This window comes from Alishewanella longhuensis, assembly GCF_014653435.1.
GTDB lineage: Bacteria > Pseudomonadota > Gammaproteobacteria > Enterobacterales > Alteromonadaceae > Alishewanella > Alishewanella longhuensis.
Window position 1 is genome coordinate 116,189 of record NZ_BNAO01000008.1, and the last position, 26,397, is coordinate 142,585.

A 26,397-nucleotide genomic window follows, 5' to 3' on the forward strand; every position below is an offset into this window, starting at 1 on the left:
ACGCCCAATAGCGAAGGTATTCATACAAACAATACGTTATTTTTCTTAGTATTTTAAAAAGAAAACGAGCGCCAAAGCGCCCGTTTTATGTTTGTTACTCTTCTTCGCCTGTCGCATCTTGTGCTAACTGGCTATCCTGCGTTTCTGGCGTACGGCTGCTACCTTCCGCCAGTGCAGTCAGTGCTTCATCGTCTTGAATTTCGTCAATACGTTCTACACCTACCACTTTCTCGCCTTCTTGCGTGCGGATTAAGATCACGCCCTGGGTGTTACGACCCACTTCTGACACTTCGTTAACGCGGGTACGTACTAAAGTACCTTTGTTCGAAATCATCATTATTTCGTCGCTTTCAGAAACTTGTACTGCACCCACTACCAGGCCATTCCGCTCTGATACTTTAATGGAGACCACACCCTGGGTGGCACGGCTCTTCGCCGGATATTCGGTTAACGAGGTACGTTTGCCGTAGCCATTTTCCGTTACTGTTAAGATGGCACCATCACCGTTTGGAATGATCAGTGACACTACACTACCGCCCTCACGTAGTTTAATACCACGTACACCGGTGGCGGTGCGGCCCATACCACGAACCTGATCTTCGGTAAAGCGCACAACCTTACCATCATCAGAGAACAGCATAATTTCATTAGTGCCGTCTGTAATGCCTACATCAATCAGGCGATCGCCTTCGTTCAGGTTCACAGCAATAATGCCATTAGCCCGTGGCCGTGAATATTCGGTTAAAGCCGTTTTCTTCACAGTACCATTAGCCGTTGCCATAAACACATATTTGCCTTCTTCGTATTCACGAACAGGCAGAATGGCATTAATACGTTCGCCTTCTTCTAGCGGCAATAAGTTTACGATAGGTTTGCCGCGAGCCGTGCGGCTGGCCAGAGGCAATTGATATACCTTCATCCAGTACATGCGACCACGGTTTGAGAAGCATAAAATGGTATCGTGGGTGCTAGCTACTAGCAGCTTATCAACAAAATCTTCATCTTTTACCGTAGTGGCCGCTTTACCACGGCCGCCACGACGCTGTGCTTCGTAGTCAGTAATCGGCTGATACTTCGCATAACCCAAGTGTGACAAGGTCACGACGACATCTTCTTCGGTGATCAAGTCTTCCATATTGATATCCAGCATATTATCCTGGATTTCAGTACGGCGAGCGTCGCCATATTGCGCTTTGATGGCAGCTAACTCTTCACAGATCACTTCCATCAGACGCTCTGGGCTACCTAAGATATGCAGTAACTCGGCAATCAGTTGCAGTAGTTCTTTATATTCTGCCAGGATCTTGTCATGTTCCAGCCCGGTTAACTTATGCAAGCGTAAATCAAGAATGGCTTGCGCTTGTTGTTCGGTTAGGAAATACATGCCTTCACGAATGCCAAAATGGGCTTCTAACCACTCTGGACGCGCAGCATTTTCACCAGCACGCTCTAACATGGCAGAAACATCGCCAAGCTGCCAACCACGAGCCACTAAGCCCGCTTTCGCTTCCGCTGGACTGGCTGAGTTTTTAATCAGCTCAATAATTTCATCAATATTAGCCAGCGCTATGGCTAAGCCTTCTAAGATATGTGCTCTGTCACGTGCCTTACGTAAATCATAAACGGTACGACGGGTAACCACTTCACGGCGATGCAGGATAAAGTATTCCAGCATCTCTTTTAAGCTTAGCAATTTCGGTTGATTGTTTGCCAAGGCCACCATATTGATACCAAACACTGTTTGCATCTGAGTGTTGGTATACAGCTGGTTTAGCATCACATCCGTCGATTCGCCACGCTTAAGTTCGATAACAATGCGCATACCGTCTTTATCAGACTCATCGCGCAGCGCCGAAATGCCCTCAATACGTTTTTCTTTAACCAAGTCGGCAATTTTTTCAATTAGGCGGGCTTTGTTAACCTGATACGGAATTTCATAAACAATAATAGCTTCACGGCCGGTTTTCTCGTCCGTTTCAATAAAGGTTTTGGCGCGGATATAAACCTTGCCACGGCCAGTGCGGTACGCTTCTTCAATACCTTTACGGCCGTTGATAATGGCGGCTGTAGGGAAATCTGGCCCTGGGATTAGCTGCATTAACTCGTGCAATTCAATATCTGGATTAGCAATTAGCGCTAAACAACCATCAATCACTTCGTTGAGGTTATGCGGCGGAATGTTAGTAGCCATACCTACAGCAATACCAGAAGAGCCGTTAACCAATAGATTAGGTACTTTGGTAGGTAATACCGCAGGAATTAACTCGGTACCGTCATAGTTAGGTACAAAATCAACCGTTTCTTTATCCAGATCGGCTAATAGCTCATGCGCTATCCTGGCCATCCGCACTTCGGTATAACGCATCGCCGCTGCTGAGTCACCGTCAATCGAACCGAAGTTACCCTGACCATCCACCAACATATAGCGTAGCGAAAAAGGTTGAGCCATTCGCACTATAGTATCGTATACCGCACTATCACCATGAGGATGGTATTTACCGATAACGTCACCGACTACACGAGCCGACTTTTTATAGGCTTTATTCCAATCGTTACCGAGCTCTTTCATGGCGAATAAGACGCGACGGTGTACCGGCTTTAAACCATCCCGTACATCGGGTAAGGCGCGGCCAACAATGACGCTCATCGCATAATCGAGGTAGGAATTTTTTAATTCCTCTTCGATATTAATTGGGACTATTTCTTTGGCCAGATCTGTCATAAAACGTTATTTTCCCTTAAATCAGATAGATAACTCGCTTTTCTTGCCTTTGTTTAGCGCGAGACAACGACGGATTCTACCACATAAAAAGCACCTTGCCATGCCTGATTATGCAGGGTGCTTAGATTGCCGCCTTTGCCATAACAGATCAAGGCTTTATAATAGCGAAAAACAACCAGGTTTGAATAATGACAACACATAACAATGTAGATCCGGCGGAAATTGCCAAATTTAATGATATTGCCGCCCGCTGGTGGGATCCTGAAGGCGAGTTTAAACCCTTGCATCTGTTAAACCCGACCCGACTCTCTTACATTAGTGACCAGCTGGGTGGCTTATTTGGTCGCAAAGCTATTGATGTCGGCTGCGGTGGCGGCATTTTGGCAGAAAGTATGGCACGGGCCGGCGCCGAGGTCACTGGCATCGATATGGCCACTGATGGTTTGAATGTCGCCAGGCTGCACGCTTTAGAAAGTGGTTTAACGGTAAATTACCAACAAAGTACAGCGGAAGACTTCGCTAAATTATCCCCTGGTAGTTTTGAGCTGGTAACCTGTATGGAGATGCTGGAACACGTGCCCGATCCTGCCTCAGTGATCCAGGCTTGTGCTGATCTGGCTGCACCAGGCGCAACCTTAGTCTTTTCCACCATTAATAAAACACCTAAAGCCTACTTATTTGCTATTTTAGGCGCCGAGTATCTGCTACGACTGGTTCCTAAAGGTACACACCAATACGCTAAATTTATCAGACCATCCGTTTTGATGCGCCATATCGAAAATGCGGGATTGTCTTTAGTAGATGCCACGGGCTTGCATTTTAATCCGCTGCATAACAGCTTTAAAATGGGGCCCGGTTTAGATGTGAACTATTTTGTCGTGGCACGCAAACCGGCATAATTTGTCGTAACATGGTGATGGCCGTAGATCTTTAGCGGCCAAATAACTGGTTGGACTTAAAAAGCTCATTTATAGAACAAATAATTTTTTAAGAAAAATTCCGTTAAAAAAGCTTGCCTAAATCAGGCAAGAACACGCACACTGAGCCGCAGGTTAGCAGCTACTCACCCTTGCGGTTCTCTGCCTAAAATAGCCTGTTCCCTTCCCTTGCAAAATCAACAAATACACACTATCTTGTGATCGTCTTTTGAAATACACCCATATGTTGTGTAATTCGTCAGCAACGTCTGTGTATTTTCTCGCCGCGTGCTAAGTGCGGTTTAATCAAATTTATAAAAGAAATGGAACACTTCAGCGATGACTCAAACTCTTTTTGTGACTAAGCGCGATGGTCGGCGTGAGCCTCTGGATTTAGACAAAATTCATCGGGTTATTACCTGGGCAGCCGAAGGCTTGACGAACGTCTCGGTGTCACAGGTTGAACTAAAATCACATATTCAGTTTTATGATGGTATTAAATCTTCTGATATTCACGAGACCATTATTAAAGCAGCTGCTGATCTGATTGCGAAGGAAACACCTGATTATCAATATATGGCTGCACGGCTTGCTGTGTTTCATTTACGCAAAAAAGCGTATGGCCAATTCGAGCCACCCCATCTTTATCAACACGTTGTAAAGATGGTTGAAGCAAAACGCTACGATGCGCATATTTTAGCCGATTACACGCCTGAAGAAATTGAACAACTAAATGGCTTTATCGATCATAGCCGCGATTTAAACTTTAGCTATGCAGCCGTAAAACAGCTAGAAGGTAAATATTTAGTACAGAACCGGGTAACCGGTGAAATTTATGAAAGCGCTCAGTTTCTCTATATGTTGGTTGCTGCCTGTTTATTTGCTAATTATCCAAAGAGCAACCGCCTGGATTATGTTCGCCGCTTTTACGATGCGACGTCTTTATTTAAAATTTCACTGCCTACGCCCATTATGTCAGGTGTGCGCACCCCTACCCGTCAATTTAGTTCTTGTGTCTTGATCGAATGTGGCGACAGTTTAGATTCTATCAATGCCACCTCCAGCGCCATTGTTAAATATGTTAGTCAGCGCGCGGGCATTGGTATTAACGCGGGGCGGATCCGGGCTTTAGGTAGCCCTATCCGTAACGGCGAAGCCTTTCATACTGGCTGTATCCCATTTTATAAGCACTTTCAAACCGCCGTTAAAAGCTGTTCGCAAGGTGGTGTACGCGGTGGCGCAGCAACTCTGTTCTATCCGCTATGGCACTTAGAAGTAGAATCTTTACTGGTATTGAAAAACAACCGGGGTGTGGAAGAGAACCGGGTGCGGCATCTGGATTATGGGGTGCAATTCAACCGCTTAATGTACCAGCGTTTAATTAAAGACGATTACATCACCTTATTTAGTCCATCAGATGTACCGGGCCTTTATGATGCGTTTTTTGAAAATCAGGAACGTTTTGAAGCGCTATATGTAAAATACGAAGCAGATAGCGCTATTCGTAAAAAACGCATTAAAGCCATTGAACTCTTTACGCTCTTTATGCAAGAACGTGCTAGTACTGGCCGTATCTATTTACAAAACGTCGATCACTGCAACACCCACAGCCCGTTCAACCCAGAGCTGGCTCCGGTTAGACAAAGCAACCTCTGTTTAGAAATCGCTTTGCCTACTAAGCCGTTGTCGCATGTTAACGATCCTGAGGGTGAAATTGCGCTTTGCACCCTGTCCGCATTTAACCTGGGTGCGATTACCGATTTAGTCGAACTAGACGAATTAGCAGAGCTGGCCGTACGTTCTTTAGATAGTTTATTAGACTATCAGGACTACCCCATTCCAGCGGCTTATTCAGCTTCCATTGCTCGCCGCACACTGGGGGTAGGCGTGATCAATTACGCTTATTATCTGGCGAAAAATGCTGTCAAATATTCTGATGGCTCAGCCAATGGTTTAACGCACCGTACTTTTGAAGCCATTCAATATTATCTGTTAAAAGCCTCGGTAAAACTGGCGCAAGAACGTGGTCCTTGCCCGAAGTTTAATGAAACCACCTATGCGCAAGGCATATTGCCTATTGATACCTACAAAAAAGATTTAGATAAAGTTTGTCAGGAACCTTTGCATCTGGATTGGGAGCAGCTACGTAAAGATATACTGCAATATGGCTTACGTAACTCAACGCTGTCAGCACTGATGCCATCAGAAACTTCGTCGCAGATTTCTAATGCCACCAATGGTATCGAGCCGCCACGCGGCCATATCAGCGTGAAAGCCAGTAAAGACGGTATTCTGAAACAAGTTGTACCAGAATATGATCGCTTAAAAGATCAATATGAGTTGCTGTGGGATATTCCGTCAAACGATGGATATCTGGCACTGGTGGCCATTATGCAGAAATTTATTGATCAAACGATCTCGGCAAACACCAATTATGATCCAGCAAAGTTTGATGGCGGTAAGGTGCCAATGAAAGTATTGCTAAAAGATCTATTGAACGCTTACAAGCTGGGGGTAAAAACCATGTATTACCACAACACCCGTGATGGTGCATCCGATATTCAGGATGATATTAAAGCCAGCGCAGAGGATGATGGTTGCGCCGGTGGAGCCTGTAAAATTTAATCATTTTAAGAGCGGTGACACCGCTCTTTTTTGATAACGGCACTTTTCACAACTTTGTTTTTCGCAACGATGTTTTCAGGATTAATAACTAGCATGGCGTACACAACTTTCAACCGCAACATTAACGATCAACTCAAGGAACCAATGTTCTTTGGTAATGCTGTGAATGTCTCCCGCTATGATCAGCAGAAATACCCCATTTTTGAAAAGCTGATTGAAAAACAACTTAGCTTTTTCTGGCGGCCAGAGGAAATTGATGTCAGTAAAGATCGTATTGATTTTCAGCAGTTGCCTGACCACGAAAAGCATATTTTCTTAAGTAATCTTAAGTACCAAACCCTGCTTGACTCGGTACAAGGCCGTTCACCTAATGTCGCGCTGTTACCCATAGTGTCTATTCCCGAGCTAGAAACCTGGATTGAAACCTGGGCCTTTAGTGAAACGATCCACAGCCGCAGCTATACCCATATTGTACGTAATATCACGGCCGAGCCGCACAAGGTGTTCGACGATATTATGCTCAATGAAAAGATCCTGGAGCGGGCGCAAGATGTTACCCGTTACTATGATGCGTTAATTGATGGCGTAAACCTGTATCAGCGTTGTGGTGAAGGCAACCACAATATCAATGGCAATATAGAAAGCATCACCTTGCGGGAACTGAAAAAGCGCCTCTACCTTTGTATGATGTCAGTTAATGTGCTGGAGGCTATTCGCTTTTATGTTAGCTTTGCTTGCAGCTTTGCCTTTGCAGAACGCGAATTAATGGAAGGTAACGCCAAAATTATCCGCCTTATTGCCCGGGACGAAGCTCTGCACCTTACTGGCACCCAACATATCCTGAATATTATGGCCAGCGGTGATGACGATCCGGAAATGGCAGAAATAGCCCGTGAATGCGAAGAAGATGCGTATGCTATTTTTATGCTGGCAGCCGAGCAAGAAAAAGACTGGGCAGCCTATTTGTTTAAAGACGGTTCTATGATCGGTTTAAACAAAGATATCCTCTGCCAGTATGTGGAATATATTACTAATAGCCGTATGCAAGCCGTTGGCTTAAAACCACGTTTTGCTACCACCCAAAACCCAATCCCCTGGATAAATACCTGGTTGGTCTCTGACAACGTACAGGTAGCACCACAAGAATCAGAGATTAGCTCTTATTTGGTTGGGCAAATTGATAACGAAGTCGATAGTGATGAGTTTGGCGATTTTGATCTTTAATCTTAATGTCAAAGGTCATTGTTAATGCACAAATGCCGCTGTCATACGACAGCGGCCAGCATAATTTGCTGGTATTTCTGGAGCAACATAAACAAAGTGTTAGCTTTCAATGTCGCGAGGGCTTCTGTGGTGCCTGCCGTTGCAAGTTAATTTCGGGTGAAGTTCGCTACTTACAAGAACCTTTAGCCTTTGTGCGTAAAGGCGAATTCCTTCCTTGCTGCAGTGTACCTATTGGCGACATTAGTATAGAAATCCCCAAATAACATAGCTATTTTTTACTATTTCGCGCAAAATTACCCTATTAATTCACTCTTAGCTACTAGATTAAATGATGAAATCTGTTTTGTTCTCGTTGTTATTAAGCTTACCTGCAAACGCGGCTATTCCAGCTGAGTTCCAACAGTTATTTGACCGGGCGCATTATCAACAGTTGCTTGCGGACCTTGCCGCGCAACCCAATGCTCGCCAAGATCCTGATTTGATGCTATTGCAAGTTCGCACCTTAATTCAGCAACAATTTCGGGAAGAAGCGAATACGTTATTAAATGAACTGGTAACAGAACATCCTGAACACAGTGGTATCTTAACGCAAGCAGCCTTAAATAAATTGGCTTTAGCAAACAGCGGCAGCGTGTTTAATGCCCGGAAAAGAGCGAGTGATGCGCTAGAGTTATTGCATAAAGCCGTTTTATTGGAGCCAACCAACTTTCAAGCGCAACAGGCTCTAATCAGTTTTTATCAAACTGCCCCTGCAAATGCTGGTGGTAGCAAAGAGTTAGCAGCAGAACGCGCTGAATTGTTAAGTCAAATAGATAGCACCCAGGGCGTGTTGGCGAAAGTGACTATAGCGGCCAATGAAACACGGCTTAGTGATGCTTTGCAATTACTCGAACAGCAATTAAACCTCAATCCAAACAACACCGATTTACTGTTACGTAAAGCGGCGTTATTAGTGCAACAACGTGCATTTTTAGTTGCGCAAGAGACCTATATGCAGGCTTTGCCTTTGTTAACTGAGCCACTGCAGCAACAAAGCACACAGTTTCAGATTGGTCGCCTGGCCGTTTTCAGTGGTAAGCATCAGGTTGCTGGCATAGCTGCTTTAGAAAACTACCTGGATTTCTATCAAAACAGCCAACAACCCAGATTACACCGGGCTAAATTGCGCTTAGCCCAACTGTACATCAATGAGGGTGAGGTAGATAAGGCCAAAGCGCTCTACGCCGAGGTTGCTAAATTTAACAGCGATGAGCAAGATTTCCTGGAAGCGCGTGACGAATTAGCCAGAGCACTTGGTTATATAGCAGACCCAGCACAATAGTGCTGAGCCTGCTATTTGCCTACACTTAGAGAAGCTTATTTACGAATACCTTCAACTGTTAAATCCAGTTGTACCGTAGCAGAAGCCGGACCTAAATCGGTATTAATAGCAAAATCTTTCAGGGTTAATGTGGTGGTACCGGCAAAGCCAGCACGGTAACCGCCCCAGGGATCTGTACCCTCACCCAGTTTCTCTGCTGCAATGACCACCTCTTTGGTAACACCGTTCAATGTCAGGTTACCGTGTAAGTCGAAAGCTTCACCATCTTTAGGCACAATTTTGGTGCTAACAAAGGTCGCTTTTGGGTGCTTACTCACATTTAAAAAGTCGCTGCTGCGTAAGTGTTTGTCACGCTCCGCGTGGTTTGAATCCACACTATTAGTATCAATACTTAATTGAATTTTTGATGCCTCCAGTTTGCTAGCGTCATAACTGAAATCACCGGAAAATGTATTAAAACGGCCATATAACCAGCTGTAACCTAAATGGCTAATTTTAAACTGTATAAACGCATGAGCGCCTTCTGTATCAATAACATAATCAGCTGCCTGTACTGGCACTGTCATCATAGCCGCCATAGATACGGCTAATAGTAATTTTTTCATAATAAGCTCCAAATTTCCTAAGTTACGATTTACGACCAAAGATACGCTTTAATGTCTGATCTTTATCAATAAAATGATGTTTTAACGCAGCCAAGCCATGCAACACTGCCAACGAGATCAAAACGTAAGCGGTGTATTCATGCACTAAGCCTGCAATATCGGCTTGATTGGCAAATAAGGCCCCTAAAGCAGGCACGCTAAACCAGGTAAATACCGCTATTGCTCGACCATCTTCCGTCGAGATCAAGTAGCCGCTCAGCACTAAAACAAAAATCCCTACATACAGGAAAAACTGGACCAGTGCTGCTACCCGTTTCTCCCAATTTCGATGCGAGCGCAGAGGTAACGGCGGAGGGCTTACAGCACGCCACAACAGGCGGAAGATCATAACCATGGCGAGCAAAATACCGATACTCTTATGCCAATAGGGTGCTGTGCGATACCATTGATTGTAATAACTCAAATCAACCATCCAAAAACCCACGGCAAATAACGCAAATACGGTTAGCGCGACTAGCCAATGCAGTACAACACTGATTAAACCATAATGGGATGCACTATTTTTCAGCATATTTGGCTCCTGCTTATGCTATTTACCCTGATGGGATCTAAAATCAGTATGTTGAAATTGATTATTGCTATCGAGGTCATCATATCGCATGCGACTCAAAGTAAAATCGCATTATTGCTGATGATTGGTTCGATTAATTAGAAGGTTTACCACAGTAACTTTTGAGCAATAAAAAAAGCCAGCATGCTGGCTTTTAAGACTGGAATAGTTTTAATAACGGGTTTTACTCAAATTTCCCATCACGGATATGTTTTTCACCGCGTTGTTTGGCTAACTCAACCTGGCGTTGCCGCTCCGCAAAAGCCGCTTTTTGTTCAGCAGTGGTTTTTTCAAAGCAATGTGGACAGCTTAAGCCCTTCACATAATGCTCAGATACCATTTCTTGCTGTGATAACGGCATACGACAAGCGTAACATTGATCATAACTGCCTTGCGCTAACCCGTGTTTTACGGCTACCCGCTGGTCAAAAACAAAGCACTCACCTTGCCACTTACTTTTTTCTTCTGGCATTTCTTCCAGATATTTCAAAATGCCACCATCTAAGTGGTACACCTCGGCAAAACCCTGCTCTTTTAAGAAAGCAGTCGATTTCTCACAGCGAATACCACCAGTACAAAACATGGCAACTTTTTTATGTTTGGTTTTATCCAGGTTCTCTGCCGCCCACTTTGGAAACTCACGGAAGTTAGTGGTATTTGGATTAACCGCCCCCTCAAAAGTACCAATAGCAACTTCATAGTCATTACGGGTATCAATCAGGATGGTGTCTGGATCACTGATCAGCTGGTTCCAGTCTTCGCCTTTAACATAGGTGCCAACGATATGCTTAGGATCGATACCTTCGACCCCCATGGTCACAATTTCTTTTTTCAGTTTAACTTTCGTCCGGTAAAAAGCTTGTTCCTCCGCAAAGGACTCTTTATAGCTCATACCTGAAAAACGACCGTCGGCCTCTAACCAACGGATAACCGCATCAATACCCTCACGCGGCCCTGAAATGGTGCCATTAATCCCTTCGGCGGCCAGTAATAAAGTACCTTTTACCTTATGCATTACCATATGGTTATATAAGGGTTCACGCAGTTCCTGATAATCCGGCAATTCAACAAATTTATAAAGTGCAGCGACAACAAACATTTTCTATCCTCTTGCTTGGCTGGATCGTAAATCCAGTGCAACTTACTTATCATGCCGTAGCGGCGGCGCGCATTATAACGGGAAGCAAAGCAAACACCAAGTTAAGCGGCAAAACTGCTTAGCAATAAATGGCCAGCCAGCAATAACAGTAAGATCCCCATTAAGCGGTCAAACCAAAATCCCTTCGCCAATAAAAATTGCCGTACTTTGCTTTGGGTAAGTAAAAACGATAACAAAGCAAACCAGGCTGCAGTAGCTAACGCCATGTAGATGCCATAAAAAGCTTTATAGAGAAAAGGCGTTTGCGCAGAAATAACTACCGCAAACAAAGATAAGAAAAATAACGTCGCTTTTGGGTTTAACCCATTAGTAATAAAGCCAGCGGTAAATGCTGCTCTGTTCTTGGGTAAATCTTCAGTTTTAGCCGTTAGCTCGGCAGTCGCGTGCAGCGCTGGCGCCTTTGCACGAATAGCACCCTGCCCCAAATAAATTAAATACAATGCGGCGGCGACAGAGAGCACCTGAAACAACCAGGGGGTAGTTTTAATAAGTACACCTATACCCACCAAGGAATAGGTAACATGCAACAGAATGGCACAACCAATACCTAAACTGGCATAAACTGCTGTTTTTCTACCATAACGCACCGCATAACGCAGCACGATAGCAAAATCAGGACCTGGACTTGCTACCGCTAACAGATGTGCGGTGGCAATTAAAAAAAACTCTGGCCAAAAAGTCATATCTCTCCCATTATTATCTGCTTTAATTAGGTTTTACTCAGACGTATCCACAAGATTAAAACATCAATACCATTTCAGCAGCACTGCAACTACATAGTGCATCACAACGCGGACAGATATAACCTTGCGCTGATAAATGCTGCCAACGATTTTCATGGATAGCAACAAGTGTTGCTCCGGCTTTGCTAAAGTAACGGACAGCACTGTTATTGGGGGATTCTCGCCATAGATGCGCTAAGCCGCCTTCAGCACCTTGCTGCTTTAATACTCTAATAGATTGTTGTAATAATGCCTGACCTATACCATACCCTTGAAATTGCTGGCTGACCGCAACAGACTTAAAATAAGCCATGGTCGTAGTGTTTACCGGCCAATCCGCTACACTACACCATTGATCAGGTTGCCATTGACCGGCGGCAAAGCTTAAGCGATAGGCGACTACCTTATCCTCCAGTACTGCGACATAGCTTGCATTTTTTCCTGCCAAGCAGCCCCTAGCAACCATTGAAGCTAAGCTATTTAGTGTTAAATAGCCCTCACCATGTACCTTATTAGCAAGAGAAACCACCACTTGAAAAAACTCAGGCTCTAGCGGGCAAAGTTGCCAGGGTGTTGTGTTTGACGGTGTGATCTTCAGTTTTTGCAAACCTTGTCCCTATAACGATTAAGCTTCGTACAAAAAATCAGCAATTGCGCCGAGATGCGCTATAAATAAGATAGACAGCACGCTGTTAATAAAATATGGTTAAAGAGGCGCCAAAATAAAACAGCGAAGCGTCCGCATAACAATTAAACTTCTATCCAGGAAATAGCCATGAAAAAAACGAATTACTACCACCCGGTAAGCCGGGCAGTAAAATATGCTCTGGCCTCGGGCTTAGCCTTGGGCGTCTATTCTAGCAGCACTTTCGCTCAAGATGCGGCTGCAACAGAAGAAAAAGTTGAAAAAATTGCCGTTGTGGGTACCCGCTCTGCGCCTCGCTCTATTGCCGATTCTCCCGTGCCGGTAGATATTATCGGTGGCGATGAATTAATGAAGAGTGGCAGCAGCGATATGTTAAATATGCTAACCACCACAGTTCCATCATTAAACGTGCAAACCACCCCGATCAGTGATGCAGCTACACTGATCCGCCCAGTAAATTTGCGTGGTTTATCTTCAGACAGTACCTTGATTTTACTAAACGGTAAGCGGCGTCATCGCGCTTCGGTAATAACCTTTTTAGGTGGTGGTCTAAACGACGGAGCACAAGGTCCTGATATTTCGGTGATCCCCGGTATCGCACTTAAACAAGTAGAAGTATTGCGTGATGGCGCGGCGGCACAATATGGTTCAGACGCTATTGCCGGTGTAATTAACTTTGTGCTGAAAGACGCTGATAACGGCGGCAGTATTGAGGTAAAACAAGGCGAATACTTTGCTGGCGACGGCACCTCCACGGAGATCGCAGCTAATATCGGTATGCCATTAACCGACAATGGTTTTGTTAACCTAAGTATGCAGTATAAAAATGTTGATGCTACCAGCCGCAGTGTGCAACGTGGGGATGCTCAAGGTTTAATTGATGCCGGCAACCCCTTTGTCGCGCCTATCGCGCAAGTATGGGGTTCACCGAAAATTAAAGATGATATTACCATCTTTGGTAATGCCGGTTTAGATTTAGGTAACGATCGGGAAGCCTACATTTTTGGTAACTATTCGGAACGTGATGTCACCGGTGGTTTTTATTATCGTAATCCGCACACCCGCGGTGGTGTATTTTCTAACGACGGCGGACAATCGCTGGAAGTTATCGACACCACGGGTATGGGTAACTGTAGCAACGTCTCACTATTTGATGGTGAGCGTAAGCTAAATCATAATGAAATTACTGCACGCGTGGCGGCTTTACCAAGCAACTGTTTTACGTTTTTCTCAATGTTCCCAGGCGGCTTTACACCTAATTTCGGTGGTAACATAACAGATACGTCATTAACTGCAGGAACTAAAGGGGAATTTAAATCAGGCCTATTCCAAGGTGTGTTTTACGATTTCTCTGGCTCTGTTGGCCGTAACGAGTCGTCCTTTAAAATCATTAATACGGTCAATGCGTCATTAGGCCCTGATACCCCAACCGATTTTGATGCTGGTAAATATATTCAGTTAGAGAAAAACTTTACTGCCGACTTTGTAAAGTTTATCAACGCAGGCCTCTACAATGACATTGCTTTTGCGTCAGGTTTACAGTGGACAGAAGAGAGCTTTGAAATTGTCGCGGGTGAAGTTGCCTCTTGGGAAATTGGCCCTTACGTTAGTCAACTAACAAATGGCTCAAATGGTTTCCCTGGTTTTCAGCCAGACGATGCGGGTTTAAATGTACGTCGTAACTATGCGGCTTATATCGATGTCGAAGCGGAATTCACAGAAAAGTTACTGATGGCCGCAGCACTGCGTTTTGAAGATTACGATAGCTTTGGTAACACCACCAACTATAAAATCACTGGTCAATATCGGTTAAATGATGACTGGGCATTGCGAGGTTCACACAGCACAGGCTTCCGTGCACCTACAGTAGGCCAAGCTAATGTGCGCAACGTCCGTACCGCCATTTTCGAAGGTGAGCTGCAAGATGTGGCGCTATTACCGCCAACCCACCCGGTTTCACTACTTAAAGGCGGCAAAGAGCTTACCCCGGAAGAGTCAAGAAGTTATACACTGGGTCTGGTATATAGCGGCAGTGGTTTCTTCTTTACCGCTGACTTATTCCGCATTGAAGTAGACGATAGGATCAGTCAATCAACCGAGTTTAACGTCAGTCAAAGTGATCGTGATGTACTACGTGCCGCAGGTGTGCGTGGTGTGGAATCTTTATCTAAAGTCACCTTCCTGACCAACGACTTTGATACGGTGACTACCGGTTTAGATCTGGTTGCCAACTACAGCACCAGCTTACTAGACGGTAGAAGTACCTTTAGTTTGGCATACAACTGGACAGACACTGAAGTAAAACGTTTTACCGCTGTTACCGGCGATTTCAAAGTGTCCAGACTTGAAAAAGACTTACCCGATCACCGTGCGACTTTAACGTGGAATCAACAATGGCAAGATATCGATATGTTTGTTCGTGGTAACTACTATGGTAGCTTCCAGGGCGTACATGCAGATGATCCTGATTTAACCGGTAATGGTTCAGCCAAAGTAACCTTCGATGTTGAGTTAGCTTATCATTTGACAGATAGCTTCACCGTTGCGGTTGGTGCGCAAAACTTATTCGATACTAAACCAGAGCGGTTACCTAGCTGGATGAGTGATATCTTGGGTGCCAAATATTTCGAAACGTCGCCCATGGGCATTAATGGCGGTTACTATTACCTAAAAGGCGTTTATCGCTTCTAACATCCTAAAATTTAGAAAACCGTAATAAGCAAACACCCGGCAATGCCGGGTGTTTTATTTTTACGCCTTGCCCTATCGCTGCTAGTTTAACAGCGCTAATAATGCCTGCACAGGGTGTCTAGGTTTATCGCCTACTAAACGCTTAACCTGGCTTCGACAAGAAAAACCCGTGACTAACAACCGCTCTGTGCCGAAGCTTTCCACTGGTTTACGCCAACTTAGCTCGAATAAAGCTTTGCTATTGTCGAGTTGTTGTAACTCGTGACCATAAGTTCCCGCCATACCACAACAGCCAACACTAACGGGTTTTAAGATTAAGCCCGCTTTACTAAATATCTGCTGCCAGGTTTTCTCGGTCGCGGGTAAGGCGGTTTTCTCAGTACAATGGGCGAGTAGCGCAAACTCGGCGCTTTGCGCTAGCACTGGTAAGGGCTTATCCGCTAGCCATTCGTGCAATAGTTGCACCTGAAAATCACCGCGCGCTTTACCTAATGCTTTGTTGTACTCGTCACGATAGACTAACGCCAGCGAGGCATCTAACCCAAGCATCGGCAAAGCTAATTGCTGCAACTGATTCAAAAAGTCGGCCGCGTTTTTAGCCGTTTTCGCAAACTGACGCAAAAAGCCTTTTACATGTTGCGGTTTACCATTAGGTAAAAACGGCAATAGCACCGGTTGATAACCGAGCTTCTCTAATAAGGTCAGGGTATCGGCAACTAACTCTGCTTCATAAAAACTGGTAAAAGGATCTTGTACCAATAAGACGGTATTGGCGCGCTCATTATCCGATAGGGCTGTTAATACTGCCAGATCAAAAGCATATTGGCCTTGTATCCGCTCTGCTAAAGTCGGCACCGACAATAAGGGGGTATCAACATAACCTATGCCCTGCGCTAAACCTTTTTGTATTAAAGATTGCTTTAGGAAAAAATTGACGAATCTGGGTGCCTTTGCCAGAAGCGGCGCTGTACGCTCAATATTGGCTACCACATAATCTTTTGCCGGACGCAAGTAGCGGCTATGGTAAAGTTGTAAAAAGCGCGCTCGAAAAGATGGCACATCCACTTTAATAGGACATTGCCCAGCACAGGCTTTACAGGCTAAACAGCCATCCATTGCTTCTTTTACTTCATGGGAAAAATCAGCATCACCCTGCCGTTTTCCCCAGCTATTTTTTAGCTTTTGCCACAGTGCACTCATTCCCTGGCTTTGTGTTAACAGCTGTTGCTCAGTTGCCAGAATATCAACACCCTGCTGCTCGTTTAACCGCAACCACTCACGCATCAAGCCTGCACGTCCTTTGGGGCTATGCCGACGATCCTTGGTGATCTTGCTAGAGGGGCACATGGGTGAGCTTTCTTCATAATTGAAGCAAAGACCATTACCATTACAGTTTAAACTGCTGTCAAAACTGTCTTTCACTGCCACCGGAATTTGTTTGTCAAACCATGCACGTTTTTGGCCATCGACACTGACTAAGCTATCGGCACTTTGCAAAGGCGTACAAATTTTACCGGGGTTCACTCTATTGCGTGGATCAAAGGCGGCTTTAATTTTACGCAGCTCGGTAAACAGCTCATCGCCAAAAAACGCCGGCCCATATTCACTGCGATACCCTTTACCGTGCTCCCCCCACATCAAGCCACCATATTTTGCCGTTAAGGCAACCACTTGATCTGAGATGTGGCGCAGCAACTTTTCCTGCTCTGGATCGCACAAGTCCAGCGCTGGCCGTACATGCAACACCCCGGCATCGACATGGCCAAACATACCATAATGCAACTGATGGCTATCCAGCAAGGCCCTAAACTCAAGAATAAAATCGGCTAGATTCTCTGGCGGTACCGCAGTATCTTCGGCAAAAGCAATAGGTTTTTCAGCGCCTTTGGTGTTACCAAGCAGGCCTACCGCTTTTTTACGCATGGCATAAATATGATTAATGGCGGTATTATCATAAGTTAGCTGATAGCCGATAATCCCTTCTCGCCCCTCAGCCATCGCCTGCTCTAATTTGGCCGTCAGTGCCGCTATTTTTTCTTCAATATCGGCCTGCTGCTCGCTGTTATACTCCACCATGTTAAGCCCTTGCATATCCTTGCCGGGCACGTCTGTTATCAAGTCTTTTACCTGATGCCAAATGATGTCATTACGGGCTAAATCTAATACCTTGCTATCGACCGTCTCAACCGAAGTGGCAGCTGCAGCCACTAAAAACGGCGAATTACGCAAGGCACTTTCAAAGCTATCGTATTTGATATTAACCAGACACTTAAATTTAGCGATAGGCGTAATATTCAGTTTAGCTTCGCTGACGAAACCCAAAGAGCCCTCGGAGCCGGTAATAACCCGAGATAAATCAAACTCACTAAGATCGTCGTTAAACACATGCTCTAAATCGTAACCGGTTAAGAAACGGTTTAAGCGCGGAAACTTCTCTAAGATCAAGCTTCGTTTATCACGGCAACTCGATAGTACTTGCTGATAGATACGGCCAATACTGTTTGGCTGTTCAGCCCGATGTTCTGCTTCATAGGTCGGCATTTTATGGGTATTGAGCACATTGCCGTCGATTAGCACAGTTTTTAGCGCCAATACATGATCGCTGGTTTTACCATAGACCAGAGAGCCTTGCCCTGAGGCATCTGTATTAATCATACCTCCAATAGTGGCGCGGTTTGACGTGGACAGATCGGGGGCAAAGAAAAAACCATAAGGTTTTAAAAAAGCATTAAGCTGATCTTTAATCACCCCAGCTTGCACCCGCACCCAGCGTTCCTGAATATTAAGTTCAAGAATTTGCCGCATATGGCGGGATAAGTCGACAACAAGATGTTCAGTAAGGGCCTGACCGTTAGTCCCGGTCCCACCGCCGCGCGGGCTAAATTTAAGATGGCTAAAACTAGATGTTTGTGCCAGAGAAGTCATAATGACCAGATCATCAGTGCAACGTGGTAACAGCACTGCCTGTGGTAATGCCTGATAAACACTATTATCGGTGGCCACCGCTAAACGACTGGCATAACTGGTTTCAATATCACCAGTAAAACCAGCATTCACCAGTGCTTTAGTAAAAGCAACAACGCTGGCATCAAGCGCCAGCTCCGGATTAAGCTTTGGGATCATACTTCCTGGCCACACAAACTTATGGTGATGGCAGTATAACACTAACCCCTTGCAGGCATTAAGCCGTAACGAGGAAAAAAGCCAGCTTTACTGCCTGTCACAATACCGATAATAAGTAAACCTAATCAGCGTACTCAATAACTGAGAAAACCTTTACTCCATATGCCCCATTTTTGCCGCTTTAGTGGCAAGATAGCGATGGCTATGTGCGGTGGTTTTCACCCTATGCTGCACGCGCTCCAGCACATTCACACCGGCATCCTGTAAGGCTTTTAACTTACGCGGATTATTAGTTAACAAACGAATTTGTTGCACACCAAGCTGTGCGAACATTTCGGCCGCTATACCGTATTCACGTTGATCAGGTAAGAACCCTAGGATCTCATTTGCTTCAACAGTATCTAAGCCCTTATCTTGTTCAGCGTAAGCGCGAATTTTGTTAATTAGGCCTATGCCCCGACCTTCCTGACGCAGATATAAAATAACGCCCCTGCCTGTTTCGGCAATTCGCTTCATGGCGGCTTCTAACTGCGGCCCGCAATCACAACGCAGACTAAATAAAGCGTCTCCGGTTAAACATTCCGAATGCACCCGCGCTAACACCGGTTCATCTGTTGTGATATCGCCCAAAGTTAAGGCAACATGTTCTTTGCCATTAGCCGCTTCAAAGCCATGCAAGCGAAACTCTGCAAAAGGCGTGGGTAACAGCGTTGAAGTAATAAGTTTAATGCTCATTAATGGTCTCGATAAAAATACTGCAGCAAAAACGCTAAGTTGGGGCTTTGAGCAGAAAACTCAAGAGCACTTCAGCCCGTATCTACGTTACAATAGTTGATACCGCACCACTTTGCCGTGCGTTTTTTATGGATATTTTACATGTTTGGATTTTTTGAACGTTTAACCCGCCCTTTTCCAGAACACGAACCTACCCAGCCACCAACAGGCTTATTGGCATTCTGCCGCCATTATACTAAAGGTATGGAGTGGCCACTTGTGGTGATGTCCATTAGCTCGGCGCTACTGGCCATTTTGGAGGTATCATTATTCAGTTTTATGGGGCAGCTAGTCGATTGGTTGGTTACGAAAAACCCAGACAGTTTTTTTACTGAAGAGCGGGCAACGCTTATCTGGATGGGATTGGTGACTATCGTGTTATTACCACTATTGACCTTGTTTCATTCTGCCTTGGTACACCAAACCTTGCTCGGCAATTATCCGATGGCCATCCGCTGGCAAGCGCATCGCTATTTGCTGCGCCAAAGCGTCAGCTTTTACCAAAACGATTTCGCCGGGCGTATTGCCACCAAAGTCATGCAAACCTCGTTAGCGGTGCGCGAAACGGTAATGAAGCTGCTGGATGTGCTGGTGTACGTACTCGTTTATTTCTCGGCGATGTTATATTTTGTCGCCGACGCTGATCTACGATTGATCATCCCCATGTTGGTTTGGCTGGTATTCTATATCGTGTTACAGCTGTACTTTGTGCCTCGCTTAAAAAGGGTCGCTACCGCGCAGGCTGATGCTCGCTCAGAAATGACCGGCCGTATTGTCGACAGCTATACCAATATCAACACCATTAAACTGTTCTCTTATACCCAACGTGAAGAAGCCTATGCTCGTGACAGTATGGAGGTATTTTTAAAACCAGTGTATCAGCAAATGCGCTTAGCCACTGGCTTAAGTGTGTCGGTACAAACCCTCAACTACTTGCTGGTGTTTAGTGTTGCCGCCTTGTCGCTTTATCTTTGGGCTGGCAGTGCCATCACCGTGGGGGCTATTGCCATAGCAGTAAGCTTGGCGCTACGTTTAAACGGTATGGCACAGTGGATCATGTGGGAAGTGAGTAGCCTGTTTGAAAATATTGGTACTGTTGCTGATGGTGTCGCAACGCTGTCACAACCTGCTCAGGTACAAGACAAAGCCAATGCTACTGAACTTAAAGTCAGCACCGGTGCAATTCGTTTTGATGCCGTAAGTTTTAACTATGGTAAAGAGACGGTAACAGGCGACAAGCCAGCAGTGCTCTCTGCGCTTAGCCTAGAGATTAAACCAGGTGAGAAAATTGGCTTAGTTGGCCGCTCTGGTGCAGGTAAATCGACCCTGGTTAATCTATTACTGCGGTTTTATGATGTGGAGTCTGGCAAAATCTTAATCGACGGTCAGGACATCAGCACCGTTTCACAAGAAAGTTTGCGTAAACATATCGCTATGGTAACGCAAGATACCTCGTTATTACACCGCTCGGTGCGCGATAACATCAGCTATGGTAAACCCGATGCCAGCGAGCAGGAACTGCTCACAGCTGCAGATCAGGCTGAAGCAAGCCTGTTTATCCAGGATTTAACCGACTTAAAAGGCAATAAAGGTCTGGATGCACAAGTCGGCGAGCGTGGTGTAAAACTCTCTGGTGGTCAGCGCCAGCGTATTGCTATCGCCCGAGTGTTGCTAAAGAATGCTCCGGTATTAATTCTAGACGAAGCAACTTCTGCCCTGGATTCTGAAGTAGAAGCCGCGATTCAGGCCAGCCTTAATACCTTAATGCAAAACAAAACGGTGATTGCCATTGCTCATCGCTTGTCCACTATTGCGCAGATGGACAGATTAATTGTATTAGATCAGGGCCGTATCGTAGAACAAGGCACCCACGCTGAGCTGGTAGCCGCAGGCGGCATCTACGCCCAATTATGGGCTCATCAAACTGGTGGCTTTATCGGCGTGGAGTAAAGGTTAGGAAAGTCCGTTACAGGCTGATCAGAGAGACATAACATCAACAAAAAAGCCCCGAATTATTCGGGGCTTTTTAATCTAACATCTATTACTGCTTGTCTTGCTCTTGCGCTTTAGCTAAGCGCTTTTCCCAAAAGGTCGCATTTTTAATCCCCAGTTTTACCGGATCAAAGGTAATAGGGCCACCGGCTTTCTTTTGCTCTTCGTAATCTTTTAAACATAAGATGGCAGGTTTATGCACAAAGAAAATAACTAGGATCCCCAAGACGTTGATCCAAGCCATTAAACCTACACCAATATCACCGATATCCCACACATAACCAGCCGCATTTACTGTGCCGTAGGCTACCATCGACATCAGGATAATTTTAAAGGCGATTAACGGCAGTTTGTTGTTAAAAATGCGGTTTAAGTAAGCCACATTGGTCTCGGTAATATAGTAGTACGCCAGAATAGTGGTAAAAGCGAAGAAAAACAGCGCAATACCGACAAACACCTGACCAAAGTTACCAAAGACACTATTAAGCGCCATCTGAGTAAAGGCGGCAGAGCCAATAACCGTATCAGCTGCAACATTTTGCACAATAAACTGGCCTTCAGGTAAGGTGCCTACCACATTGTATTGTTGCGTGATTAAGATCATCAGTGCAGTGGCGGTACAGACAAATAAAGTATCGACATAGACAGAAAAAGCCTGCACCAAACCTTGTTGTGCCGGGTGATCAACCTCAGCGGCCGCGGCGGCATGGGGCCCTGTGCCCTGACCTGCTTCATTAGAATAGATACCCCGCTTTACCCCCCAGCCAATGGCAGCACCAAAGCCAGCTTGTGCGGTAAAGGCATCAGATAAAATCAGACCAAAAATGCCAGGCACTTTATCCAGGTTCAAAAACACAATTATCAGCGCCATCACGATATAGCCCAACGCCATAAAAGGCACTACCACCTGGGTAAAATTAGCAATCCGTCTAATACCGCCGAAAATAATAAAGGCCAGCACAATCAGAATCAGTGCCAGTGCAGCAAGCTTATTGGTACCGACTTCGCCAAAACTGGTGCTAACCATATTCCCGTCGCCAAATACCTGAGTTACCGCATTACCTACCGCATTAGCCTGCACACCCGGTAAGAAAATACCGCAGCCAATAATGGCCGACACGGCAAATAAAATGCCTAACCAGCGCCAGCCCAGGCAGCGTTCAAAATAGTACGCCGGGCCACCACGATACTGGCCATTCTCTTCTACTTTATATACCTGACCTAACGTAGATTCAGCAAAAGCGGTGCTAGCCCCTAAAAAGGCGACTACCCACATCCAAAATACAGCACCAGGGCCACCAAAACCGATCGCCGCAGCCACACCGGCAATATTACCTACCCCAACCCGACCCGATAAAGACACTGCCAATGCCTGAAAGGATGAGATCCCTTTATCTGAGCTGCTATTATTTAACAGCAGCTTACACATTTCTTTAAAATGCCGTACTTGCGCAAAGCGCGTTAAAATTGAATAAAATAAGCCGGCGCCTAAGCACAAATAAATCAGTGCCTCGCTCCAGACATAACTATTAATGGTATTGACCAACTCCTGCATGGATATCCCCTGGATGTTATGTTTTTAGATCCTTAATTGTCGAAAAGGCGCTGTGTTAACGCGTGGTTCCGACGATATTTGGATTTCTCTGTTATGTTCCCGCTAATAATTTGCCATAAGCTGTCACATTTAGCTATGCCGTTGGCGCGCATCAGCGCCAGAAAATCCGTATTTATGCTAATTACTGACAAAATGGCTATCTTCCGCGCAGTAAGATAAAAAAGCCCTAAGTCTCTACAGACACCTAGGGCTTTGACATGATGATTTAGCGAATATTAAAGGGCGTAATACACTATACTTAGTGCTTAGCAAACTGTTTAGCTAAATACAGCCAGGTATCGACTACCGTATCAGGGTTAAGTGACACGCTCTCAATCCCCTGTGCCATTAACCAGGCAGCAAAATCTTCATGGTCCGAAGGCCCTTGGCCACAGATACCGATATATTTGCCTTGGGCTTTACAGGTTTGAATGGCCATTTCCAGCAGCTTTTTAATGGCCGGATTACGCTCATCAAATAAATGCGCAATTAAGCCACTATCGCGATCTAAACCAAGTGTTAACTGGGTTAAATCATTCGAGCCAATCGAGAAACCATCAAAATACTGCAAGAACTCCTCCGCTAATAAGGCATTAGAAGGGAGCTCACACATCATAATCACCCGTAAACCATTGTCACCGCGTTTTAAGCCATGTGCCGCGAGCAAATCGATAACTCCCGCAGCTTCTTCTAAGGTTCTGACAAAGGGGATCATTACTTCGATATTGCTAAAGCCCATGCTATTGCGCACTCGTTTTAACGCTTCTACTTCCAGCGCAAAACAATCACGGAAATCTTCTGATAAATAACGGGATGCACCACGGAAGCCAATCATCGGGTTTTCTTCATGCGGCTCATACTGACGCCCACCAACGAGGTTAGCGTACTCATTCGATTTAAAATCTGACATCCGCACTATGACTTTTTCTGGCGCAAAGGCACACGCCAGGGTCGCAATACCCTCAGTCAGTTTAGCAATATAGAACTCAACCGGATCAGCATAACCAGCGCTTAGCTCGTCAATACTGGCTTTAATCTCACTGCTTTGCGACGCGTAATTAATTAAGGCTTTCGGATGTACGCCAATCATACGGTTAATAATAAACTCCAATCGTGCTAACCCCACACCGGCATGTGGCAGACGCGAGAAAGCAAAAGCCCGCTCTGGGTTGCCCACGTTCATCATCACTTTAATGTCAAGCGCCGGCATCTTATCTACCTGACTGGTCACAATCGAGAAATCCAATTCGCCCTGATACACAAAGCCGGTATCACCTTCGGCGCAAGATACCGTAACCGGTTCACCATCCTTAATTTTAGCGGTGGCATCGCCACAACCGACCACCGCAGGAATACCCAACTCGCGCGCAATAATAGCCGCATGACAAGTACGACCTCCACGGTTAGTCACTATGGCAGAGGCTCGCTTCATAATCGGCTCCCAGTCGGGATCCGTCATGTCGGTAACCAGTACATCACCCGCTTTAATTTGATCCATTTGCGAAATATCGGCCAAAACTTTGGCGGTGCCCGCACCTATACGCTGGCCAATAGCCCGACCTTCAACCAATACGGTACTGCGTTTCGCGAGCTGATAACGCTCTATGGAAGCGTTGTCTTCACGGCTTTTTACCGTTTCTGGCCGTGCCTGTACGATATACAACTTGCCATCGTTACCATCTTTAGCCCATTCTATATCCATAGGGCGGCCATAATGCTGCTCTATCAATATCGCTTGCTGCGCGAGTTGTTCGACTTCCGCATCGGTCAATGAAAAAGCACGACGTTTTTGCGCTGGAACTTCTTCAATCTTCACTTGCTTACCATGCTCTTGCTCAGACGAGTACACCATCTGTACCGCTTTGCTACCGATGTTTCGTTTCACCACCGCAGGCCGACCGGCTGTCAGAGTGGGCTTGTGCACATAAAACTCATCAGGGTTAACTGCGCCCTGCACCACCATTTCCCCTAAACCGTAAGATGAAGTGATAAAGACGACCTGATCAAAACCCGACTCCGTATCAATACTAAACATCACGCCAGAAGTGGCTAGATCAGAGCGTACCATTCGCTGCACCCCTGCAGAGAGTGCCACACCGCGATGATCATAGCCCTGGTGTACCCGGTAAGAAATAGCTCGGTCGTTAAATAAAGAGGCGAACACATGCTTAATTGCCACAATCACCGCATCATAACCACGTACATTTAGAAAGGTTTCTTGCTGTCCAGCAAAAGAAGCATCCGGCATATCCTCAGCGGTAGCTGAGGAGCGCACTGCAAAGGATACATCGGCCTTATCATCAGAATGTAACTGTTGATAGGCATGCAAAATCGCCTGCTCCAGCTCGGGCTGGAAAGGTGTATCTATAACCCACTGTCTAATTTGCTTGCCAGCTGCAGCCAGCGTAGAAACATCATCGACATCCAATCCATCCAGCAGCTGATAAATGCGCTCATTAACGCCGCTTTGCTCTAAAAATTGGTTAAAAGCATAGGCTGTTGTGGCAAAACCGCCAGGGACCTGTACCCCAACCGATGCCAGATTGCTAATCATCTCGCCGAGTGACGCATTTTTACCACCGACCCGTTCGACATCATGCATACCGAGGTCCTGATACCAAATGATGAATTCTTGCACCTTAATCTCCAATTTTTGTTGCCGAGCATGTAAGCTTACAGTATTGACTACACTATGCTTGATTCTACACTTAGCCTATAGGGTTTTAAAACCTTAATTTTTATGTAGATTTATTACGAAATTGGGAGTTTTTGTGCGCACAGCTTTTTATGTTTCAGACGGCACAGCCATTACCGCCGAAGTGTTTGGCCATGCCCTTTTAACGATGTTTCCAGCACAATTTGAGCATATTACCCTGCCCTTTATTGAAAATATTGAAGCGGCTACTCAGGTAATACAACGAATTAATGATTGTTATAAAACTACAGGATTACGGCCTCTGGTGTTTCACACCTTCGTTGATGAAGCCTTAAGGTTATTAATTAGCCAAAGTGATGGCATCTGTTATGACTTCTTAAATGCCTTTGTGGAGCCATTACAAAAAGAGCTGGGCATGGCACCGGTACCGAAAACCCATCGCACCCATAGCATGCACGAAAAAACCTACGATTTTCGGATAGACGCCGTTAACTATGCGCTGGCCAATGATGATGGTGCCAATATGAAAAACTTCAATCAGGCAGATATTATTCTGGTAGGCGTCAGTCGCTCAGGTAAAACGCCTACCAGCCTCTATTTGGCGCTGCAATATGGTATTAAAGCTGCTAATTATCCCTTTGTTGAAGAAGATATGAGCGAACTAAAATTGCCACCAGAACTTAAAAAACATCAAGCTAAGTTGTTCGGCTTAACCATTACCGCAGAGCGCTTAAGTCAAATCAGGGAGCAGCGACGACCCAATAGCCGCTATGCTTCAGTGAAGCAATGCGCACTGGAATTAAAAGAGGTTGAATTGCTATATCAACGTGAGCAAATCCCGTATATCAATTCTACTCAACTTTCAATTGAAGAGATTTCCGCCAAAATTATTTCCCGTACAGGCTTAAAACGACAAAAGTATTAGCAGTTTGCATCTGTTGTTTGAGTTGCCAAGAGGAATTGTATCATGGTGCTAAAAAGTACAGCTTAGCAAAATTTCAGCAACTACATAAAAA

At 45.3% G+C, this 26,397-nt stretch carries 18 protein-coding genes; 8 read left to right on the forward strand and 10 right to left on the reverse strand.

The genetic code is table 11. The features are described 5' to 3' along the window. Nucleotides 1-94: 94 nt before the first annotated feature. Entirely contained in the window at nt 95-2,722 is a 2,628-nt protein-coding gene (gene gyrA / locus IE163_RS14490) for a DNA gyrase subunit A (RefSeq protein WP_189433704.1), read from the reverse strand. 188 nt (nt 2,723-2,910) lie between these two features. Between gyrA and ubiG the strand changes: the two genes are divergently transcribed. From ubiG to IE163_RS14515, 5 genes are all read left to right on the forward strand, one after another. Next, nucleotides 2,911-3,621, forward strand: coding sequence for a bifunctional 2-polyprenyl-6-hydroxyphenol methylase/3-demethylubiquinol 3-O-methyltransferase UbiG (gene ubiG / locus IE163_RS14495; RefSeq protein WP_189433705.1), 711 nt, complete (start codon nt 2,911-2,913; stop codon nt 3,619-3,621). A gap of 357 nt (nt 3,622-3,978) precedes the next feature. Beyond that, a complete protein-coding gene (gene nrdA, locus IE163_RS14500; RefSeq protein ID WP_189433706.1) occupies nt 3,979-6,264 on the forward strand; it encodes a class 1a ribonucleoside-diphosphate reductase subunit alpha in 2,286 nt (761 codons plus the stop codon). A 93-nt stretch (nt 6,265-6,357) separates the two neighbouring features. After that, nucleotides 6,358-7,488 (forward strand): class Ia ribonucleoside-diphosphate reductase subunit beta, encoded by a 1,131-nt coding sequence (nrdB, locus tag IE163_RS14505; protein WP_189433707.1) that lies wholly within the window; start codon nt 6,358-6,360, stop codon nt 7,486-7,488. 5 nt (nt 7,489-7,493) lie between these two features. Beyond that, complete coding sequence (gene yfaE, locus IE163_RS14510; RefSeq protein WP_189433708.1) at nt 7,494-7,751, forward strand: class I ribonucleotide reductase maintenance protein YfaE; 258 nt, start codon at nt 7,494-7,496, stop codon at nt 7,749-7,751. A gap of 65 nt (nt 7,752-7,816) precedes the next feature. Beyond that, on the forward strand, nt 7,817-8,809 hold the full coding sequence (locus tag IE163_RS14515; protein WP_229833588.1) for a tetratricopeptide repeat protein: 993 nt from the start codon (nt 7,817-7,819) through the stop codon (nt 8,807-8,809). Nucleotides 8,810-8,844: 35 nt separating this feature from the next. Here IE163_RS14515 and IE163_RS14520 read toward each other — a convergent pair whose 3' ends face one another. From IE163_RS14520 to IE163_RS14540, 5 genes are all read right to left on the reverse strand, one after another. Beyond that, complete coding sequence (locus tag IE163_RS14520) at nt 8,845-9,414, reverse strand: YceI family protein (RefSeq protein WP_189433709.1); 570 nt, start codon at nt 9,412-9,414, stop codon at nt 8,845-8,847. 22 nt (nt 9,415-9,436) lie between these two features. Next, nucleotides 9,437-9,985 (reverse strand): cytochrome b, encoded by a 549-nt coding sequence (locus IE163_RS14525; RefSeq protein ID WP_189433710.1) that lies wholly within the window; start codon nt 9,983-9,985, stop codon nt 9,437-9,439. 223 nt (nt 9,986-10,208) lie between these two features. After that, a complete protein-coding gene (gene trhO, locus IE163_RS14530) occupies nt 10,209-11,123 on the reverse strand; it encodes an oxygen-dependent tRNA uridine(34) hydroxylase TrhO (RefSeq protein WP_189433711.1) in 915 nt (304 codons plus the stop codon). Between the two features lie 101 nt (nt 11,124-11,224). Next, nucleotides 11,225-11,866 (reverse strand): LysE family translocator, encoded by a 642-nt coding sequence (locus IE163_RS14535; protein ID WP_189433712.1) that lies wholly within the window; start codon nt 11,864-11,866, stop codon nt 11,225-11,227. Between the two features lie 55 nt (nt 11,867-11,921). Further along, a complete protein-coding gene (locus IE163_RS14540) occupies nt 11,922-12,512 on the reverse strand; it encodes a GNAT family N-acetyltransferase (protein WP_229833589.1) in 591 nt (196 codons plus the stop codon). A gap of 168 nt (nt 12,513-12,680) precedes the next feature. Here IE163_RS14540 and IE163_RS14545 point away from each other — a divergent pair, with 168 nt between their 5' ends. Beyond that, nucleotides 12,681-15,242, forward strand: a complete 2,562-nt coding sequence (locus IE163_RS14545; RefSeq protein ID WP_189433713.1) for a TonB-dependent receptor plug domain-containing protein — start codon at nt 12,681-12,683, stop codon at nt 15,240-15,242. An 81-nt stretch (nt 15,243-15,323) separates the two neighbouring features. On the opposite strand, the gene ydiJ is transcribed toward IE163_RS14545, so the two are convergent. Continuing rightward, nucleotides 15,324-18,365, reverse strand: coding sequence for a D-2-hydroxyglutarate dehydrogenase YdiJ (gene ydiJ, locus IE163_RS14550; RefSeq protein WP_189433714.1), 3,042 nt, complete (start codon nt 18,363-18,365; stop codon nt 15,324-15,326). Between the two features lie 153 nt (nt 18,366-18,518). Further along, entirely contained in the window at nt 18,519-19,100 is a 582-nt protein-coding gene (gene ribA, locus IE163_RS14555) for a GTP cyclohydrolase II (RefSeq protein WP_189433715.1), read from the reverse strand. A 141-nt stretch (nt 19,101-19,241) separates the two neighbouring features. Between ribA and IE163_RS14560 the strand changes: the two genes are divergently transcribed. Next, on the forward strand, nt 19,242-21,089 hold the full coding sequence (locus IE163_RS14560; RefSeq protein ID WP_189433716.1) for an ABC transporter ATP-binding protein: 1,848 nt from the start codon (nt 19,242-19,244) through the stop codon (nt 21,087-21,089). A 91-nt stretch (nt 21,090-21,180) separates the two neighbouring features. On the opposite strand, the gene IE163_RS14565 is transcribed toward IE163_RS14560, so the two are convergent. Then, nucleotides 21,181-22,686, reverse strand: a complete 1,506-nt coding sequence (locus tag IE163_RS14565) for an alanine/glycine:cation symporter family protein (RefSeq protein WP_189433717.1) — start codon at nt 22,684-22,686, stop codon at nt 21,181-21,183. A 298-nt stretch (nt 22,687-22,984) separates the two neighbouring features. Further along, nucleotides 22,985-25,363 (reverse strand): phosphoenolpyruvate synthase, encoded by a 2,379-nt coding sequence (ppsA, locus tag IE163_RS14570; RefSeq protein WP_189433718.1) that lies wholly within the window; start codon nt 25,361-25,363, stop codon nt 22,985-22,987. A 133-nt stretch (nt 25,364-25,496) separates the two neighbouring features. On the opposite strand from ppsA, the gene ppsR reads away from it, so the two are divergent. Next, nucleotides 25,497-26,306, forward strand: coding sequence for a posphoenolpyruvate synthetase regulatory kinase/phosphorylase PpsR (gene ppsR / locus IE163_RS14575; RefSeq protein ID WP_189433719.1), 810 nt, complete (start codon nt 25,497-25,499; stop codon nt 26,304-26,306). The last annotated feature ends 91 nt before the right edge of the window (nt 26,307-26,397 follow it).

What these genes read in the sequence shown, in the direction of transcription:
- ubiG (WP_189433705.1), top strand. Translation starts at nt 2,911, where the DNA reads ATGACAACACATAACAATGTAGATCCGGCGGAAATTGCCAAATTTAAT.
- nrdB (WP_189433707.1), top strand. Translation starts at nt 6,358, where the DNA reads ATGGCGTACACAACTTTCAACCGCAACATTAACGATCAACTCAAGGAA.
- trhO (WP_189433711.1), bottom strand. Translation starts at nt 11,123, where the DNA reads ATGTTTGTTGTCGCTGCACTTTATAAATTTGTTGAATTGCCGGATTAT.
- nrdA (WP_189433706.1), top strand. Translation starts at nt 3,979, where the DNA reads ATGACTCAAACTCTTTTTGTGACTAAGCGCGATGGTCGGCGTGAGCCT.
- IE163_RS14545 (WP_189433713.1), top strand. Translation starts at nt 12,681, where the DNA reads ATGAAAAAAACGAATTACTACCACCCGGTAAGCCGGGCAGTAAAATAT.
- IE163_RS14520 (WP_189433709.1), bottom strand. Translation starts at nt 9,414, where the DNA reads ATGAAAAAATTACTATTAGCCGTATCTATGGCGGCTATGATGACAGTG.
- yfaE (WP_189433708.1), top strand. Translation starts at nt 7,494, where the DNA reads ATGTCAAAGGTCATTGTTAATGCACAAATGCCGCTGTCATACGACAGC.
- ribA (WP_189433715.1), bottom strand. Translation starts at nt 19,100, where the DNA reads ATGAGCATTAAACTTATTACTTCAACGCTGTTACCCACGCCTTTTGCA.
- IE163_RS14515 (WP_229833588.1), top strand. Translation starts at nt 7,817, where the DNA reads ATGATGAAATCTGTTTTGTTCTCGTTGTTATTAAGCTTACCTGCAAAC.
- IE163_RS14565 (WP_189433717.1), bottom strand. Translation starts at nt 22,686, where the DNA reads ATGCAGGAGTTGGTCAATACCATTAATAGTTATGTCTGGAGCGAGGCA.
- IE163_RS14525 (WP_189433710.1), bottom strand. Translation starts at nt 9,985, where the DNA reads ATGCTGAAAAATAGTGCATCCCATTATGGTTTAATCAGTGTTGTACTG.
- gyrA (WP_189433704.1), bottom strand. Translation starts at nt 2,722, where the DNA reads ATGACAGATCTGGCCAAAGAAATAGTCCCAATTAATATCGAAGAGGAA.
- IE163_RS14535 (WP_189433712.1), bottom strand. Translation starts at nt 11,866, where the DNA reads ATGACTTTTTGGCCAGAGTTTTTTTTAATTGCCACCGCACATCTGTTA.
- ydiJ (WP_189433714.1), bottom strand. Translation starts at nt 18,365, where the DNA reads ATGATCCCAAAGCTTAATCCGGAGCTGGCGCTTGATGCCAGCGTTGTT.
- IE163_RS14560 (WP_189433716.1), top strand. Translation starts at nt 19,242, where the DNA reads ATGTTTGGATTTTTTGAACGTTTAACCCGCCCTTTTCCAGAACACGAA.